This window comes from Bacillus sp. FSL K6-0993, assembly GCF_037977205.1.
GTDB lineage: Bacteria > Bacillota > Bacilli > Bacillales > Bacillaceae > Bacillus > Bacillus subtilis.
In genome coordinates this window covers 1,430,917-1,447,881 of the sequence record NZ_CP150275.1, presented here as the reverse complement: position 1 = coordinate 1,447,881, position 16,965 = coordinate 1,430,917, and the positions used below count along the sequence as shown (strand labels likewise).

Annotated in this window: 13 protein-coding genes; 2 read left to right on the top strand and 11 right to left on the bottom strand. The window is 41.5% G+C overall.

Features of this window, described 5'->3' with window-relative positions; translation table 11 throughout:
* The gene (gene kinA / locus MHH79_RS07595) at nucleotides 1–1,821 is read right to left on the bottom strand and encodes a sporulation histidine kinase KinA (RefSeq protein ID WP_340035076.1); all 1,821 of its coding nucleotides are present in this window, start codon (nucleotides 1,819–1,821) and stop codon (nucleotides 1–3) included.
* A 163-nt stretch (nucleotides 1,822–1,984) separates the two neighbouring features.
* A complete protein-coding gene (locus MHH79_RS07590; RefSeq protein ID WP_157799626.1) occupies nucleotides 1,985–4,105 on the bottom strand; it encodes a penicillin-binding protein 2 in 2,121 nt (706 codons plus the stop codon).
* Between the two features lie 336 nt (nucleotides 4,106–4,441).
* Here MHH79_RS07590 and MHH79_RS07585 point away from each other — a divergent pair, with 336 nt between their 5' ends.
* Nucleotides 4,442–5,215, top strand: coding sequence for a CAP domain-containing protein (locus tag MHH79_RS07585; protein WP_015383529.1), 774 nt, complete (start codon nucleotides 4,442–4,444; stop codon nucleotides 5,213–5,215).
* A gap of 38 nt (nucleotides 5,216–5,253) precedes the next feature.
* On the opposite strand, the gene MHH79_RS07580 is transcribed toward MHH79_RS07585, so the two are convergent.
* Together MHH79_RS07580 and mcpC are read right to left on the bottom strand one after the other, a co-directional pair.
* The gene (locus MHH79_RS07580; RefSeq protein WP_063336165.1) at nucleotides 5,254–6,120 is read right to left on the bottom strand and encodes an NAD(P)-dependent oxidoreductase; all 867 of its coding nucleotides are present in this window, start codon (nucleotides 6,118–6,120) and stop codon (nucleotides 5,254–5,256) included.
* Between the two features lie 136 nt (nucleotides 6,121–6,256).
* Entirely contained in the window at nucleotides 6,257–8,224 is a 1,968-nt protein-coding gene (gene mcpC, locus MHH79_RS07575; RefSeq protein ID WP_309529632.1) for a methyl-accepting chemotaxis protein McpC, read from the bottom strand.
* A 134-nt stretch (nucleotides 8,225–8,358) separates the two neighbouring features.
* Here mcpC and MHH79_RS07570 point away from each other — a divergent pair, with 134 nt between their 5' ends.
* A complete protein-coding gene (locus MHH79_RS07570; RefSeq protein WP_041517836.1) occupies nucleotides 8,359–9,060 on the top strand; it encodes a GNAT family N-acetyltransferase in 702 nt (233 codons plus the stop codon).
* On the opposite strand, the gene splB is transcribed toward MHH79_RS07570, so the two are convergent.
* From splB to MHH79_RS07535, 7 genes are all read right to left on the bottom strand, one after another.
* Nucleotides 9,053–10,081 carry a spore photoproduct lyase gene (gene splB, locus MHH79_RS07565; RefSeq protein ID WP_251218370.1) on the bottom strand — a complete coding sequence of 343 codons (1,029 nt, stop codon included), beginning with the start codon at nucleotides 10,079–10,081 and terminating at the stop codon, nucleotides 9,053–9,055. The genes MHH79_RS07570 and splB overlap by 8 nt on opposite strands.
* Before the next feature lie 77 nt (nucleotides 10,082–10,158).
* Entirely contained in the window at nucleotides 10,159–10,398 is a 240-nt protein-coding gene (gene splA / locus MHH79_RS07560; RefSeq protein ID WP_003218644.1) for a splAB operon transcriptional regulator SplA, read from the bottom strand.
* A 90-nt stretch (nucleotides 10,399–10,488) separates the two neighbouring features.
* Nucleotides 10,489–12,201, bottom strand: a complete 1,713-nt coding sequence (ptsP, locus tag MHH79_RS07555) for a phosphoenolpyruvate--protein phosphotransferase (RefSeq protein WP_003218638.1) — start codon at nucleotides 12,199–12,201, stop codon at nucleotides 10,489–10,491.
* On the bottom strand, nucleotides 12,201–12,467 hold the full coding sequence (locus tag MHH79_RS07550) for a phosphocarrier protein HPr (RefSeq protein WP_003154654.1): 267 nt from the start codon (nucleotides 12,465–12,467) through the stop codon (nucleotides 12,201–12,203). The genes ptsP and MHH79_RS07550 overlap by 1 nt, the downstream gene beginning before the upstream one ends.
* Nucleotides 12,468–12,564: 97 nt before the next feature.
* The gene (gene ptsG / locus MHH79_RS07545) at nucleotides 12,565–14,664 is read right to left on the bottom strand and encodes a PTS glucose transporter subunit IIABC (protein WP_003244661.1); all 2,100 of its coding nucleotides are present in this window, start codon (nucleotides 14,662–14,664) and stop codon (nucleotides 12,565–12,567) included.
* A gap of 228 nt (nucleotides 14,665–14,892) precedes the next feature.
* A complete protein-coding gene (gene glcT, locus MHH79_RS07540) occupies nucleotides 14,893–15,759 on the bottom strand; it encodes a ptsGHI operon transcription antiterminator GlcT (RefSeq protein WP_015383525.1) in 867 nt (288 codons plus the stop codon).
* 62 nt (nucleotides 15,760–15,821) lie between these two features.
* Complete coding sequence (locus tag MHH79_RS07535; protein ID WP_340035075.1) at nucleotides 15,822–16,787, bottom strand: LacI family DNA-binding transcriptional regulator; 966 nt, start codon at nucleotides 16,785–16,787, stop codon at nucleotides 15,822–15,824.
* Nucleotides 16,788–16,965: the final 178 nt, after the last annotated feature.

The following is a 16,965-nucleotide window of genomic DNA, read 5'->3' as shown; positions in this document are numbered from 1 at the left end:
TTATTTTTTTGGAAATGAAATTTTAAACGCTGTGCCTTTTTCAGGATGGCTGTCCACATGTATAACTCCCTGATGGTTTTCAATGATATTAAATGTCACCATTAATCCAAGCCCCGTACCTTTTTCTTTTGTTGTTAAAAATGGCTCTCCAATCCGGTTTAGTACCTTTTCAGGTATACCTTCCCCTTCGTCTTTGACAGTAACATGAACAGAATGCTCATCTTCGGTTATGATAATGTCTACTGTTCCCCCATCAGGCATTGATTCAACTGCATTTTTGATTAAATTAATGAATACCTGCTTTAATTGGTTTTGATCCCCGTTTATATAAATGCTGTCTTTTTCATAGCTGGTTCTGATAAAAATGCCATTTAAATTTGCCTGTGTTTCTAACAGGGCTGAGACCTCACCAATTAATTTTTTCAAGTTCAAATATTCTTTGACAGCATTTTGCTGAGGTTTCGCCAGCATGAGCAGTTCACTGAGTATTAATTCAATGCGGCTGAGTTCAGAAAACACAATATCAAAGTAATGCTCGTTTCCTTCCATTGTCGGTTTCATCAGCTGTAAAAATCCTTTGATCGCTGTAAGCGGGTTGCGGATCTCGTGGGCGATTCCCGCCGCGAGCTGGCCTGCGATTGATAATTTTTCCGATTTCAGCATCAATTCTTCTGTTTGCTTTCTCTCTGAGATGTCCCGAAGAATGACTTGGACGGCCGCTTCACCAAAAAAGGTAGTCGGAATGCAGACCATCTCCGTATAGATGACCCTGTTCTGAAAGGTGAACCAGGATTGCTTGACAATTTCTGATTCTGTTTTTTGCTCAGCGATATTTTGGATTCTCTCTTTTACATCCTCGTGATCGCAAGGATGCAGCTGATCGTATATGTTTTTGCCAATTAAGTCCTCATAGGTAGCCGCTTCAAACAGGGAAATTCCCGATTCATTCATAAACACCCATTTTCCATTGTGAATCACCGCAATGGTATCAATGGAATTTTGAATCAGCAGCTGATATCGTTCACGGCTTTTTTGCAGGATGGTTTGGAATTTTTTCCTTGAAGAGATATCGATCAGCAGCAGCAGCTCAGCCTGCTGGTTTTTGTAGACGGTCGGGGATGCTTTCACTTCTAAATGAACAGGTGTGCCATCAAGCCTTTTCCACGTCTGTTCAATCATTCCGACTTCCATTCCTTTTTGCATTCGTATAATCCTGTTTTTCACGATATCATGATATTCTTCTTCAATAAATTCATAGGACCATTGACCAATAATAGCATCCTTGCTTGTGGCTCCCAGCATTGAAAGCATCGCGCTGTTTACATAGACGATCTTGCCTTTGACACTGATGCATAGCGGACTCGGGAGATTTTCAACCAACCGTTCATAATCATCCGTTATATATGTAGTCGATTCCGGGCTTGCAGGTTCGATTTCATGTTTTTCGCAGTTTAGGGATTGATGGCCTGTTTCTTCTTCAAGAACCTTCATTTTCAAAATGATTTCCCGTTCTGTCCGCTCAGCTCTTGTCGTAACAATTTCTACCGCAGCCTCCACCCACACAATCGTATGATCTTTTTTAATAAAACGAAAGGTACACGGCATCAGATGATGTTCATTATAAAAATAGCTTTCAACCAAAAATTGGTCTTCCTCATGCAGAAACGTTTTGAGGAATGATCCGATCATCTCTCCTTGGAGATAGCCCAAATGCAGTTTGGAGTTGGCAGATATATAAATGATGCGTCCATTAGAGGCCAAGACTGCATGAATATCGGTTTTTGTTTGAAGTGGTTTAACATGCTGCGTATCCTGTTCCACAGAATCCCTCCTTTGCATGATCATCGTGTTTCGACATATACAGATTGACTTTTACCTAGTATGATTCGCTAGAAAATGAGTATTCTCCTTCTATTCTTATGGTGAACGTCAATTTTTGAATAAAAGAAAGGGCACACAATCTTTTAGTTGTGCACCCTGTTTTTTATTTTTTACTGTGTTTTTTTTCGAGCTCTGCGTAGGCGTGGATAGCTCTTTTGGCAATAATTTTATTGATCTTATCATCATCATTTACTGATGGAACAACAACACTAAAAGCCACTTTTGGATTTTTCGATGGGTAATAGCCGACAAAAGTCAGATTGTATGTTTTTTTCCCCCACCAGTTGCGATTCGTGCCGTAGTAAAATGTTTCAGCTGTTCCCGTTTTCCCTGATACATCTTCTGTAAACGTATTTTTAGCTGTCCCTGAAGTGGTAACTAGCTTCATTCCGGTCTTCACCTGCTGAATGTCACTTTCTGAGTTATTAATTTTATTGAGAATGTTTGGCTTTCTTTGTTCAATGGTCTTCCCAAGGCCTTCTTTTTTGCTGGGCTCATGGATACTTGTAACAATTCTTGGCTGCACACGGTAGCCCCCGTTGGCAATTGATGAGATGTACTGTGCCATTTGAAGCGGTGTATATGTATCGTATTGTCCAATGGCCAAGTCTAAAATTAACCCCCCTACCGCATCAGGTGTAGTTTGCATTCCGGCTGATTCCTGTGGAAGATCAATACCTGTCTTTACTCCCAGGCCAAATTGGCTGTAGTAATTTCTCATTTTGTTTAAATCCTTCTGGTCAGCAGGAAGAGGTCCATACGGCTTGTATGTGACACCGGCAATGTGCATGGCAACATTAAACATATATACGTTTGAACTTTTTTGCAGAGCGGTTAATTCATTGATGGTTCCCATGTTCATGTAGGATTTCTTCGGTTTGTTACCGTATCCTGCTAAATAAAGAGGTGTATCAACAAAATATTTATAATGCGGGATCCCGTCCTGATAGCCGGCTAGCACGGTGGCCCCCTTTACTGCTGATCCCATTTCATATTGGGTGGTAAATGCCCCTATCGCATAATCTTCAATTTTGTTGGTTTTTAAATCTATCTTTTTCCCTGCCATCGATAAAATATCGCCGTTATTCGGGTCCATCATCACGACAAAGGCTCTGTCAAGCATGTAATTTCCGCGTGCACGGCTGTTTCTTACTTCTTCTTCAATGATCTTTTCTACCTTTGCCTGAAGCTCCATGTCAAAAGAAAGCTGAAGATCGTATCCCCTGCTGCCTTTATCAATGGTTTTTTGGCTGACGACATTTCCTTTATTATCTTCTACGTATTCCACTTTTTCTTTATGCGAATTTAAATATTCTTCATATTGATACTCTAAATAACTTTTTCCCACCCTGTCATTATTCGCATAGCCTCTTGTTAAGTAGAAATCTTTCCGGTCGCTCAGCAGGCCCTGATCAGGTGTCGTGACGCCCCCGAAAACAGAATAAAGGGTTTTGTCATAAGGATATTTTCGTGTCCAATCGTTTACGATATCGATTCCCGGAAGTTCTTCTAAATGCTCAGAAACAATGGAAATTTCATCATATGTTAAGTCATTTTTTGGTCTTTGCGAGAAGTTTTTCTTCTCATCAAGCAGCGCTCCGTTTTTTCCATTGCTATTGCTCTTATTTGGATTCATTGCCTTTACGATTTGAGGTTCGTAAGCATTTCCGCTTGAAAACCTTGTATATATCGCAGCAGTTTCCATTTCTTCGTCATCTTGCTGAATAGCCTTTAATTCTTGATCCGGAACACGCTCTATTTGAAGCTTGTATGCCTGGTCTCCTTTCAGATTGCTTTCTGATTCCTTAAGCAGAGCGGCGGCTTTTTTCGGATGAGCTGCGATCCAGTAATCACGAAGATCCCTTTCCTTCAAAAATTCGGTATCAATATGAATGAAAGAAGCAAGCCGCTTCGCTGTTTTGATTTTATCTTCTGTTTTTGTGCTAGATGTTGATACATACACAATTTCTGGAACGCTCTGGTTGTCGACAGCAACTTTCTGGTTTCTGTCGTACATCTTCCCGCGAGGCGCAGGATAGTAAGCTGTTTTTGCATTTGATTTCTCAGCGTCTTCTTCATGCTGTTCGCCTTCAACAATTTGAACAACCCCGAGCTTAAAAATTAATGCAGTGAATAGAACAAAGACAGCTAGGAAAAAAAGATTCATTCTGATTGCTCTGTTTCCTTTGCTCTTTTTCTTTGGTTCACGTCCTATTTCAGTCACTTCTGGTTACCCCTCTCAAATCATTCAATATATTTACATATACTGAGATTAATTGTAACACCTTTGTAATAGTTGTTACAGCGAAAAGGAGTAAAAAAAGCTGTCAATATAAAAACACATTAAAATATAACTAACGGTTCAAAAAAAAGGAAGCTATGTAACGGTACGATAAAATCATATATACCGATGATTCCCTTATTCTTAGTGATTCAACGGATTTACTTTACGAAAATGACAATCTCTATTTGTCAAAGGAAAGTGCTGGAATCTTTATGACAAAAAAGCTATGTTATGATTTTTCTGTAGAAACAAACAACTCTAGGAGGTTACGAACTAATGAAGAAAGCATTTATTTTATCTGCTGCCGCTGCGGTTGGATTATTCACATTCGGGGGCGTACAGCAAGCATCAGCGAAAGAACTCTCCTGCCAGCCTGTGGTTACAGTAAAAACGGGGAACACAGTACAAAACATGTCACTTAACGATGCAGTGAAAAAACTGCATATTAACACAAATGTCAAAACGTTAAACGCTGCAAACGAAAAAGAGATTAAACAGCTTCTTCAAAAACATGCGAAGCAATCTAACGTGAAAGTTCAGGATGTTCAAAAGACAGAAACGGCAAAACCTGCACAAAAGACTACTGAAAAAGCAGCTGCTGATCAAAACACTGCTTCTAAAGCACCCGCAACTGCTGAAAAAACAAACACAACAACATCTGCACCTTCATCTGTAAGTGCATATGAGAAAAAAGTCGTTGAGCTTACAAATGCAGAAAGACAAAAACAAGGCTTAAAACCGCTTCAAATTGATGAAACGTTAAGCAAATCCGCACGCGCAAAATCTCAGGATATGAAAGACAAAAACTACTTTGATCACCAAAGCCCAACTTACGGCTCACCGTTTGATATGATGAAATCTTTCGGAATCAGCTACAAAACAGCAGGTGAAAACATTGCTAAGGGCCAAAAGACACCTGAAGAAGTAGTAAAAGCTTGGATGAACAGTGAAGGACACAGAAAAAACATTCTAAACCCTAACTTTACTCACATCGGTGTTGGCTACGTTGAGTCTGGAAGCATCTGGACACAACAATTCATCGGAAAATAATAAAAAAAGATTGCCTGTTTCGTACAGGCAATCTTTTTTTATTTCACCCAGAGCTTATAGATACTCTGTGTACCGCTGTTTTCTTCACCTTGTGCAGCGAGCTTGTCATATAAGGATTTTGCGAGCGACAAGCCTGGCATTTCTTCCCCCATTAATTCTGCTTCCTCTAGTGCAATTCCCATATCCTTAATAAAATGCTTCACATAAAATCCCGGTTCAAAGTTGCCTTGCAGCATACGGGGAGCAAGATTTGACAATGACCAGCTTCCGGCTGCGCCCGTTGTGATGCTTTTCAGAACATTTTCCGGCTCTAGGCCTGATTTTTGGGCATAAGCCATCGCTTCAGCAACACCGATCATACCGGCTGCAATTGCAATCTGATTGCACATCTTGGTATGCTGTCCGCTTCCAGCCGGTCCTTGATACTGAATATTCTCTCCCATTAAAGAGAAAATCGGCATGCAGGCTTCAAAAGCTTCTTTTTCTCCACCGACCATAATCGCGAGTGTTCCGTTTTGTGCACCGACGTCTCCACCGGAAACAGGAGCGTCTAAAGCGAACAATGCTTTTTCTTTGGCCGCTTCAGCAATCTTCTTCGCAAGCGAAGGCTTAGATGTCGTCATATCAATAAGATATGCGCCTTCTTTTGCGTTTTCAATAATTCCATTGCTTCCGAAATACACTTCTTCAACATCACTGGGATAGCCGACCATTGTGATGATAACATCCGCTTCTTTCGAAAGATCTTTGACCGTATCTTTCCAGATCGCGCCTTTTTGAAGTATGCTTTCTGCTTTTTCTTTTGTCCGGGTGTACACCAAAACAGGGTGGCCGTCATTCAGAATATGTGATGCCATGCTATTTCCCATCACTCCAAGACCGATAAAACCAATTGTTTTTTTCAAGGTCATTCCTCCCAGATGTTTCGTTTTGATTTTAGTTAAAATTTATCATTTTTCCTTCTTTTTTAGACTACCATATCTATTCATCTTATAAAATAAAAAATCCCCAAAACAAATGATGTTTGGGGATGTAATTGGATTACAATGTGAATTTTGCAATTGTGTTCATAAGCTCTTGGCTTGCATGTTTTAGTGTTTCCGTTGAGTGTTTGACTTTATCAAGGGTGACTAGCTGTTCATCGGTTGATGCGTTCACTTCCTCTGCTGCGGCAGCTGATTCCTGTGATATGGCTGAAATGCTTTGAATAGCTTCAGATATCGCAAGCTGTTCTTCACTCATTCTTTGAATTTCCGCGTAAATGTGATCAATACCTTGTACCAGTGACTGCATTTCTGCAGTTATCGTATTTAATACCTCTCCAGTTTCGTGAATGGCACTATTTTGTTCATCATTCATTCTGCTTGCCTCAACCATTGCGTGAGAGGCCTCTTTTGTCTCAAGCTGGATAAGCTTCACAGTCTCGCTGATATGCTTTGTAGAAAGGGCTGATTGCTCAGCTAACTTCCGCACTTCATCGGCTACGACGGCAAAACCGCGCCCGCTTTCTCCGGCTCTGGCTGCCTCAATACTGGCATTTAAGGCAAGCAAGTTGGTTTGATCAGATATGTTTGAAATCGCTGTAACGACTTCTTCAATATTCTTAGTTTGATTTTCCAAATCCAGCAGCATCGTTTCAACCTTTTTCGTTTCCATATTGGCTTCGTTTGATTTCATCAGCAGCTGGCCGAGCGCGTCAAGTCCTTTATAGCTTGCATCCTCGGACGATTTTGAGCGTTCTTTAATTCCGCCTGCCTCCTCAGCGATTTGCCTGATTTTCGTTGACAGGCTTTCCGACTTTTCATTAATGGTTTCAACTTCAGAAGCCTGTTCCGATGCCCCTGCGGCTACTTCTTCAATCGCTTTTGCAATTTGTCCGCTTGTTTCATTTGTTTCGGCAGAGACAGCCGTTAATTGTTCAGAGGTGTCAGATACTTTCCCTGAAGAGAGTCTCACTTGCTCAACCATCTCCTTCATATTTTCAACCATCAGATTGAAGTCTCTTGTTAAAATACCGACTTCATCCTTGGATTTTGATTCCGCGCGCACTGTTAAATCGCCTGCGGAAACAGCTTTCGTTTTTGCGATCAGCTGCTGTATCGGACCGGTTATCGTTTTGGCCAGGAGGTAGCTGAGAATAATTGTTATGATAAGCGCAATCAATGATATCCAAAGATTTGCCCGATTCATTTTATCTGAAATCCACATTAATTGATCGGTATCAAATTGCGTTCCGACCTTCCAGCCCGTTTCGCCAATCGTTTGGTACACAACCATTTTCCCATTCACATCTTGTATCCCTTGTTTCTCGGATGCGATGGTTTGCAGTGTTTGATCCTTTGATATATTTTTTCCTTGATTTGACGGATGGGCTAAAAGATTGCCGCTCGCATCAGCTAAAAAGGCAAATCCATTGTAAGGCACCTTTTGTTTATTGACCATACTCTGGATAGCAGAGAGTTTCAAGTCATAGCTGGCAACCCCTATCACTTTTTGCCCGTCTAAGATTGCTTTCGATGCAGTAACAATCATATCTCCAGTCACGACATCTTTATAAGGTTCCGTCCAAACAACTTGATCCGGGGTTTCAGCTGCAAGCTTATACCACGGTCTTGATGTTGGATCATAATCCTCAGCGAAATCCGCTTTTGGATATGTAAACATTTCTTTTTTTGCGGTGCCTATGTAAGCCATCGCAACATAATCATCGTTATCTTTGATTTGCTTAATGTCATCGTGAAACAGCCGAGCAGCTTCTTTACTTGGTTTCGTTACAAATGTATGCGTTAATTCCCCATTAGCCAATCTTGATAACGAAATGGCATAACTCTTTAATTGCAATTCAATATTTTGTTCAAGTGACTGCGTCACGTTTTGAGTTGTATTTTTCCCATCCTCTGTAATCATCGGTTTTAGCGTCAAATAAGAAGACAGCATTAAAAGAACAACTGTGACGATTAACATAATCGAAACAAAAACAGCAATCTTCATGTGAAGTTTTTTAAACAAACCAATCCCCTCCTAATTTCTATATCGGCCCTTTTGTTTGAAAAATGAATAATCAAAAAATAAATTATAAGAAAATCGGAATATATTTACTAAAAATTCAATCTTCTTTATAATGAAACAACATAAGGAGAGTGATGATCATACTAAAACAAATGTATGTGCACAACGGCAGAAAATTTGAGGCTCTGACCATCAGAAACTACACTGAGACTGACATCGAGAGGCTGATTTCTCTTCAAAAAGAATGTTTCCCTCCTCCGTTTCCCCAGGAATTGCTGTGGTCAGAGGACCAGCTTGACAGCCATATCAAAACCTTTCCGGAAGGCGCATTATGCGCGTTTATCAATGGCAGAATTGTCGGTTCCATGACTGCTCTTATTGTACAATTTGAGCCTGAATCTCCTGATCATACATGGGCACAAGCAACAGACAACGGATCGATTAAAAACCATGAACCTCAAGGAAATACTTTATATGTAGTGGATATTTCTGTTTCTCCTCATTATCGAAAGCTTGGAATCGGAAAATGGCTGATGAATACGATGTATGAGCTGACTGTTGATAAGAGACTGGAGCGCCTTCTCGGCGGCGGCCGCATTCCTTTATATCATAAATACGCACACGAGATCAGCGCTGTTCAGTACGTTGAAGATGTGATGGAAGGCAGGAAAAACGACCCTGTGCTGTCCTTTCTCCTCCGTTGCGGGCGTTCACCTATTCGTGTAGTCAGCAATTATATAGAGGATAAAGAATCATTGAATTACGGCGTTTTGATGGAATGGAAAAATCCTTTTTATAAAAAGAGAGCTGTTGATCACAACAGCCCGTTTAAGTGAAATATTCAATTTTCGCGTTAGGAAAAAAGGTATCAATATAGGTTTCAAGTGCTTCTCGAAGTGCATGCTCTTCATCTTTCTGATAAATATATTTTCCGATCCCGTAACGGCCCCATTTATAACGGCGCTTTTCTTCATCTAATTCGAGCTTCGTCTTCGGATAATTTTTCTCTATCACTCGTTTGGCCGGTTTTGTAAAACGGTGTTGAATTAATTCAAACGTTATGTCATGTCTAACGTCCTGCGGCAAAGCAGCATCAAGCTTTTCAAACAGATGTCTGTATCCTTCTTCCCAGCCTTCATGAATATAAATCGGAGCAACAATAAAGCCTAGCGGGTAGCCTGCTTTTGCAACTTTTACTGCCGCTTCTATCCGCTTATCAAGAGGTGAAGTTCCCGGCTCAAAGTTTTTAATCACATAGTCGGCATTAATACTGAATCTGAATCTCGTTTTCCCGTTATGCTTTGCGTCTAATAGGTGATCGACATGATGAAATTTCGTTACAAATCGGAGCTTTCCGAGATCACTTTGGCCAAAATGTTCAATGGCGCGCTTCAGCGTGTGTGTCAGATGATCAATTCCTACAATGTCTGACGTACATGATGCTTCGAACCTTGTGAACTCTGGTGCGCGCTCCTTCATATACTTATCTGCCTGATCCAAAATCTCTTCGACGTTTACATAAGTTCTGATATACGGCTTTGATCCCATGGTTGTTTGCAGGTAGCAGTAATGACAATGCCCCATGCAGCCTGTTGCAAACGGAATGGCATATTCGGCCGAGGGTTTGGATGAATCAAACTTTAATGTTTTCCGGACACCGATAACTAAAGTTGATTTCGCATTGCGATATTGCTGAAGATGATTTTTCCCAGGAATATTACGCACCTGATTGTGGGATGTTGTTTCTCTGATTTCAATGCCCATATTCTCAAATTTTTCTTGTAATTCTTGGCCTAGCGGATATTCCAGTGCCCTCGGTTCTATATATACAAGCTGCGGAACAAATGGGTTCTGCATGATGCCACATCCTTTTCCTTTACTAACGTTACTTTTCTCACTAGGCGGAAAGGATATGAGTTGTAATGATTTCCTTGTTACTCATACGGATCAATATCAAAGAGTTCTTTGTAAAGCGATTTAGCTTCTTCATAGCTTGCAAACACAGCATCGTCCTCTGCGAACGGATGATAGGTTTCATAAATAAACAGGGAAAGCTCGCCTTCATGGTATGGATGGTGCACAATTTCGGCTTCCTTTATGTGGGCTACATTGGCGGCGTGCGGATTTCTGTAGATCACATAAACAGTATCTCCTGCGTTAAATTGGTTTGACATACTATCCCTCCTAGCCATGTTATTGTGTCCTTCTATACCCTTACTTATGAAAAAAACCAGACGGCCTCCGGCCTGTCTGGTTTTTGTACATTACTTGAATGTTTCTTTTACGAACGCGACAACTTCTTCTGTCGTGCTCATAGATAAGATTTTCTCTTTGAATGACTCAGCTTCTTGTTTAGATAATTTGCTGATTTGTGTTCTTGCCGGAAGGATAGACGTTGCGCTCATTGAGAACTCATCTAAGCCTAAGCCGAGAAGGATAGGAATCGCAATCTCGTCTCCTGCCATTTCTCCGCACATGCCAACCCATTTTCCTTCTTTGTGTGCTGCTTCAATTACGAGTGTAATTAAGCGAAGGATTGCCGGGTTGTATGGTTGATACAGATAAGATACACGTTCATTCATACGGTCAGCTGCCATTGTGTATTGGATCAAATCGTTTGTTCCGATACTGAAGAAATCAACCTCTTTAGCAAACTGATCAGCGATGACTGCAGTTGACGGAATTTCAACCATCATACCGACTTCAATATCATCAGATACAGCCTGTCCCGCTTTTACGAGCTTTTCTTTCTCTTCAAGAAGGATCGCTTTTGCTTCTTTGAATTCGTTAACTGTCGCAATCATAGGGAACATGATTTTCAAGTTTCCGTATGTACTTGCACGAAGCAGCGCGCGAAGCTGTGTTCTGAAGATTTCTTGCTCTTCAAGGCAAAGACGAATCGCTCTGTATCCTAAGAACGGGTTCATTTCTTTAGGAAGCTGCAGGTAAGGAAGCTCTTTGTCTCCGCCGATATCAAGTGTCCGCACGACAACTGATTTTCCTTCCATACGCTCAAGAACCGTTTTGTAAGCATCAAACTGCTCATCTTCTGTAGGCAGCTGATCTCTTCCCATGTAAAGGAATTCTGTACGGTAAAGGCCAACTGCTTCTCCGCCGTTTTCAAGAACACCTTTTACATCATCAGGAGTACCGATGTTCGCTGCAAGCTCTACATGATGTCCGTCTTTTGAGACAGTCGGTTCATTGACAAGCTTCGCCCACTCAGCTTTTTGAGCCAAATAAGCATTATGTTTTTCTTCATACTCTTTTACAGTTTCCGCAGATGGGTCAATAATGACATCGCCATTGATACCGTCAACGATAACAGTCACGCCGTTTTGGATCGTGCCTGTAGCCGCTTTCGTTCCAACAACTGCTGGAATCTCAAGAGAACGTGCCATGATGGCAGAGTGAGATGTGCGTCCGCCGATATCAGTAGTGAATCCTTTAACGAACTCACGGTTTAATTGAGCTGTGTCAGACGGTGTTAAGTCTTCAGCTACAATAATAACCTCTTCTGAGATCATGCTTGGGTTTGGAATTTCGACGCCAAGCAGGTGGCCGGTTACGCGTTTTGTTACATCGCGGATATCTGCCGCACGCTCTTTCATATATTCGTTGTCCATAGATTCAAACATAGTAACGAACATAGAAGACGTTTCTTTTAAAGCGAATTCAGCGTTCACTGAATCAGTGCTGATTTTTTCTTTCACAGGGTTCAGAAGCTCAGGGTCACTGAGAACTAAAAGGTGAGCAGAAAAAATATCAGCTTTATCCTGACCCAGTTCTTTCAAAGCGTGCTCTTTGATTTTTTCGAGCTCTTCTTTTGAACGTGCAATCGCTTCATCAAAACGGCTTACTTCCGCTTCAGAATCAGAGATGTTTTTCTTTTCAACCGTTAAATCTGGCTCTTCAAGCCGGTATGCTTTTGCAATCGCGATGCCGGCTGAAGCGCCAATCCCTTTTAATTCTTGCATTACTCGCCGAGTCCTTCGCTTTTCATTGTTTCTTCTAAAGCGTTAAGAGCATCGTTTTCGTCAGCTCCGGAAGCAGAGATTGTGATCTCAGCGCCTTTAGCGATACCTAAAGACATAACACCCATAATAGATTTAAGGTTAACTGTTTTGCCGTTATATTCTAAATTAACGTCAGCGTCGTATTTGCTAGCAGTTTGTACAAGAACTGTCGCAGGACGAGCATGGATTCCAGAATCTGCAGTTACTTTAAATGTTTTTTGTGCCATTTTTATCATTCTCCTTTTAACTTAAAGCTTTATTACTTCACAATATTATATCATACAACCGTACTTGTCATCTGACAAGCACGGCGTACTAACACCCTTATTTTTCAATCTTCACAATATCTTCTTGTTCTCTGTTGACTGAACCGCTTGCTTTAATGCTGACTGTTTCTCCTTCAGCAAGGTTTGTAAATACAATCGGTGTCATGAGAGATGGTACATTCGGTTTGACTGCATCCAGATCAACTTCAAGAAGTTTTTGTCCAGGCTCAACGCGGTCTCCTTCTGATACGAAAGACGTAAATCCTTCGCCCTTCAGGCTGACGGTATCAATACCAAAGTGGATTAAAATTTCTCTTCCGCCGTCGGATTGCAGGCCGATCGCATGTTTCGTCGGGAACACATTGAGAATTTTTCCGCGAACCGGTGATACGACAATTCCTTCAGAAGGGAGAATCGCAAAACCGTCACCCATCATTTTCCCTGAGAAGACTTGGTCAGGAACATCCGTAATCGGGTGAATTTCCCCGGTAATCGGAGAAACGAAAACTTCCTCACCGATTTCATTTTGCAGCGGTTCTGCAATCACTTCCTCAACCTGCTGGCCTACTTCCTCTTGAGCAGATGTTTTCGGTTCAGGTCTAGGCTTGCGTCCCGCAATAATGTCTTGCATTTGTGTTTTTAACCCGTCAGAACGCGGTCCGAAAATAGCCTGAATGTTGTTGCCGACTTCCAGCACTCCCGAAGCGCCAAGCTGTTTCAGACGGTCTTTATCAACCTTTTTCTGATCGTTTACAGTCACACGCAGACGAGTGATACAAGCATCAAGGTGTTTGATGTTTTCCTGGTCACCCATTGCCTGCAGAATCTCATAAGGAAGATCCCCTGCTTCACCTGTTTTCCCAGGTGCTGCTGTTTCTTCCGCAGCATCCTCGCGTCCAGGTGTTTTCAGATTAAATTTGCGGATGGCAAATCGGAATCCGAAGTAGTAAATGACCGCTAACCCTAAGCCGACAGGGATGACAAGCCACCATGCCGTCCGGTTCGGTAAAATACCGAATAGGAAATAGTCAATTAAACCGCCGGAGAATGTCATACCAATCTTAACATTCAACAGCTGCATGACCATGAATGAAAGTCCCGCAAACAAACAGTGAATCGCAAACAGGACTGGAGCAACGAATAAGAAAGAAAATTCCAATGGCTCTGTGATCCCCGTTAAGAAGGATGTCAAGGCCGCTGAACCCATAATACCTGCAACAAGTTTTTTGTTTTGCGGTTTTGCTTCATGATAAATGGCAAGCGCCGCAGCAGGCAGACCGAACATCATAAATGGATATTTACCTGTCATGAACGTACCTGCCGTTAACTGTACGCCGTCTTTAATCTGCGCCATAAAGATACGCTGATCCCCGCGGATGATTTCTCCTGCTGCACTCTTATAGCTGAAGAATTCATACCAGAACGGCGAATAGAAAATATGGTGCAATCCGAATGGGATAAGCGAACGTTCAATCACCCCGAAGATAAATGCAGCAAGGGTTGGATTCGCTTCCACTAATCCTGTTGAAAAGGCATTCAATCCATGCTGGATCGGAGGCCAGATCACTAACATAATAAGACCCAGAATCAGTGCAGAAATTGACGTAACAATTGGAACGAAACGTTTACCCGCAAAGAAACCAAGGTATTGCGGCAGTTCAATTGTGTAAAATCTGTTAAACAATAATGCAGCTAACACACCGACGATAATACCGCCGAACACCCCTGTCGCCAAGGTAGGTATACCAAGCATGTTTACATATGCAGGATGGTTTTCCGTAAAGAACTTTGCTCTTTCAACTGAATCCGAAGGAATGGTTCCGTTTGCAAGAAGAACCGCACTCATGGATACATTCATTACAAGATAACCGATAATTGCTGCAATCCCTGCAACTCCATCACCATTGGCAAGCCCGATGGCTACACCTACTGCGAAAAGAAGCGGAAGGTTATCGAAAACAATCTGCCCAGCGCTTTCCATTACACCTGCTACAAGCTGAACATTGTCATTGCTCAAGAAATGCAGGACCTGAATCATGTCCTTATTTTGCATCGCATTCCCGATCGCAAGCAAAATACCCGCAGCCGGAAGGATCGCAACTGGAAGCATAAGCGCACGCCCAATTTTTTGAAGAACGCCGAATAATGCTTTAAACATAAGAATTGACCTCCTCTTTTTACTAGTCTGACCTTACAGCTAAAAATCATGACAACGAATTCACAGGCGTAAGTCTTCCAGTTTAACCGTTTACATTTGCCCTTTTACACAACAAAAAGGCATGAGCAAAATTGGGTGCGCAAAAGAACGAGAATGAACTTCCCGTTTTTTTCCCTCAATCACTCATGCCTGATCGAATCAGTAACACGTTATAAGGATAAACTGAATTTATGACATTTTATTGGTTAATCGGTACAGATGAAGCGTCAGATAAACCGCTTCCGCCTCATGAACTGGTTTCTTCAATGTTTGCTGCAAGATTTTAATCAATTTCCAAGCTGTATTGTAGCATAGCGGATATTCATTTTTCAATAACAACATTAATTTTTCTGGTTCTTTAGTCGGTTCTTCTTTTTTAATTCTTTCTATTGTAAATCTGATATGCCTGATCAGCCGCAAATAGTTGACACTTTCCTTATTTACTTTCATTTGAAATGAGTCTTCAATCACCTCGACAAGCTGCGCCATGAGCTGAGAGTGCTGATTGACCTCGGACAGCGGACGGTTTGTCAACGCTGAATGGATATGCAGAGCGATAAAACCAATCTCCCCTTCAGGAAGACAGATTCCCGCTTTTTCATTGATCATATCTATGACTTCTTTGGCAATTTGGTACTCCTCAGGATATAGTGACTGAGTCTCCATTAAAAATGGATTTTTCATATCAAATCCCTGCTGCTGCCTTTTGATCGCAAATGCGATATGGTCTGTCAACGCAATGTGAATATGTTCATTTAATGAGTGATTAGTCCTATTGCTGATGTGATAGATGACATCGTTTGAAATATCAACGAGCTTTTCATCAACATAGTCAAGGAGCTTTTTAAACTGCTTTTGTTCCTTCTCGTCTTTTAAAATGAACATTTTATCGTAGCCTTTATCTTCAATGACATCATCTTGTTTTTTTCCGAAACCAATACCTTTTCCGATTAAAACGACTTCGCTGTATTTATGATGAGAAGCAATTAATACGTTATTATTCAGTACCTTTTTCACTGTGAAGGACCCATTCACGATCCTCAGCTCCTTTGTCATTCAATACCTCATATCGTACATAACGAACAGAATGCACGTCAAACCTTTTTTCAATGCATTCACTAAACAGTCGATCTTTCGATGAGACGGTAATCCAGAACTTTCCTTTCAATCGGCTGCCCTTGAATTCTTTTTTCCAGTATAGCAAATGCCTGCTTTCCCATTTCCCTTGTCTGAATATCGATCGTTGTGATTCCAAGCGCTTGGCTGATTTCGTGGTTATCAACGCTTAAAATTGCAAGCTCATCCGGTACTAACACCCGCTGGTTCTTTGCTTCAAGAAAAAGCCCTGCTGAGACTTGGTCATTGGCAACAAAAATAGCCGTCGGCTTTTCCTTCCACGTTTTCCATTTATGAAAAAGCGCCTTCCCATCATTGATTGTAATCGCTTTCTCGATTACCCAGTCTTCACGAAATGCCTCGCCGATCTCTTCCAATGCCTCTTTGTAGGCTTTGATTCGAAAATGGCTGTTCATGCCTTTTTTTCTTGCCAAACAGATGGCTATTTTTTTGTGCCCTTTGGCAATTAAATAGTCCAAGCCGTTCCGAAATGCTTCTTGGTGAGGAATACTGATGGTTGGGAAGCGGGCATTATCTGAATTCTGGCAAAGCAAAATCGGGCCCTCCCATTCCATGAGTTTCTCATCAGCAAGCGCCTTTGAGCAAAAAATCAGACCGTCAACCTGGCGCTGCTTTAATTGGGACAGCGCAAAGATTTCTTTTTGTACCTCATAGTTTGTTTGGAATAAAGAGAGGTGAACCCCGGATTCCGCGGCTGCGTCGGCTATTCCTGCAATCAGCTCTGCAAAATATGGCAGATTAACCGTCGGCAAGACAACACCAATCATGTTTGAAAATCCTTTCGACAAATGTACAGCGTGAATATTTCTCGTGTACTCCAATGATTCCATTGCCTCAAACACTCTTTTTCGTTTGTCTTCACTGACGTATGGATGATTGTTTATGACTCGGGAAACCGTTGTAACAGAGACACCGGCTTTTTCTGCAATGTCTTTAATATTAGCCATAGATTCCCTTCTTTCTAAATCCCCTTGATCTGGAATGCGTTTCATACAATATGATATGGACGTACCAGATATCTTTTTGTGTTTTTAGCTGAAAGGAGAAGATCACATGGGTTTCTTCATTTTAATTGGGTTATGTCTCACTGTTCTCGGTGGCAGCTGTCTAGCTGTAAAACCTCTC

Bases quoted from the DNA above. Each gene is read 5' to 3' on its own strand.
- MHH79_RS07585 (WP_015383529.1), top strand. From the start codon at position 4,442: ATGAAGAAAGCATTTATTTTATCTGCTGCCGCTGCGGTTGGATTATTC.
- MHH79_RS07570 (WP_041517836.1), top strand. From the start codon at position 8,359: ATGATCATACTAAAACAAATGTATGTGCACAACGGCAGAAAATTTGAG.
- splB (WP_251218370.1), bottom strand. From the start codon at position 10,081: ATGCAGAACCCATTTGTTCCGCAGCTTGTATATATAGAACCGAGGGCA.
- splA (WP_003218644.1), bottom strand. From the start codon at position 10,398: ATGTCAAACCAATTTAACGCAGGAGATACTGTTTATGTGATCTACAGA.
- ptsP (WP_003218638.1), bottom strand. From the start codon at position 12,201: ATGCAAGAATTAAAAGGGATTGGCGCTTCAGCCGGCATCGCGATTGCA.
- MHH79_RS07550 (WP_003154654.1), bottom strand. From the start codon at position 12,467: ATGGCACAAAAAACATTTAAAGTAACTGCAGATTCTGGAATCCATGCT.
- ptsG (WP_003244661.1), bottom strand. From the start codon at position 14,664: ATGTTTAAAGCATTATTCGGCGTTCTTCAAAAAATTGGGCGTGCGCTT.
- glcT (WP_015383525.1), bottom strand. From the start codon at position 15,759: ATGACAAAGGAGCTGAGGATCGTGAATGGGTCCTTCACAGTGAAAAAG.
- MHH79_RS07535 (WP_340035075.1), bottom strand. From the start codon at position 16,787: ATGGCTAATATTAAAGACATTGCAGAAAAAGCCGGTGTCTCTGTTACA.